The organism is Pelorhabdus sp. sgz311002 (genome assembly GCF_056134285.1).
In genome coordinates, this window is sequence record NZ_JBWBCL010000024.1 from 1 (window position 1) to 674 (window position 674).

Below are 674 nucleotides of genomic sequence, written 5' to 3' on the forward strand. Positions count from 1 at the left end.
ATCCCGTCCTTCATCGGCTCTTAGCGCCAAGGCATCCACCGTATGCCCTTTGTAGCTTGACTTTCGTCTCACTTTTAAAGTGTTCACACGTTTTGCCTAAACAAGTGTTCTAACATACTCGTTAAATGAACTCTCTTTTTTTACAAAAAGAGGTTCGTTCTTTTCTTCTTCTGTGTAGTTTTCAAAGAGCAATAAGTGGTGGAGATGAGCGGGATCGAACCGCTGACCCCCTGCTTGCAAGGCAGGTGCTCTCCCAGCTGAGCTACACCCCCACGTATATAGTTTACTCAAACCTTGTCTTTGAGACAAAAATTCAAGCTCACTTTTTACCTTAGTCAGCTTTTCTCATTTAATCCATCAAGTTCATGAGCATTAAATGGTGGGCCTAAGTGGACTTGAACCACTGACCTCACGCTTATCAGGCGTGCGCTCTAACCAGCTGAGCTATAGGCCCTTGCCTACTAATTCCAGAGAGATGACTCTCTCAAAACCAAACAATGGATGTAACTGCCAAATGTGACCGACCATAGAATGCTTTGCACTTGGTTATCCCAAGTACGTAGCTCCTTAGAAAGGAGGTGATCCAGCCGCACCTTCCGATACGGCTACCTTGTTACGACTTCACCCCAATCATCGGCCCCACCTTCGACGGCTGGCTCCTTACGGTTACCTCA

2 tRNA genes and 1 rRNA gene are annotated in these 674 nt (G+C 46.4%); all 3 read right to left on the reverse strand.

The features are described 5' to 3' along the window. Nucleotides 1-196: 196 nt before the first annotated feature. A tRNA-Ala gene (locus AC0NJP_RS18255) sits at nt 197-272 on the reverse strand. A gap of 105 nt (nt 273-377) precedes the next feature. Beyond that, nucleotides 378-454, reverse strand: a tRNA-Ile gene (locus tag AC0NJP_RS18260). Nucleotides 455-571: 117 nt separating this feature from the next. After that, a 16S ribosomal RNA gene (locus tag AC0NJP_RS18265) occupies nt 572-674 on the reverse strand; the annotation flags it as partial.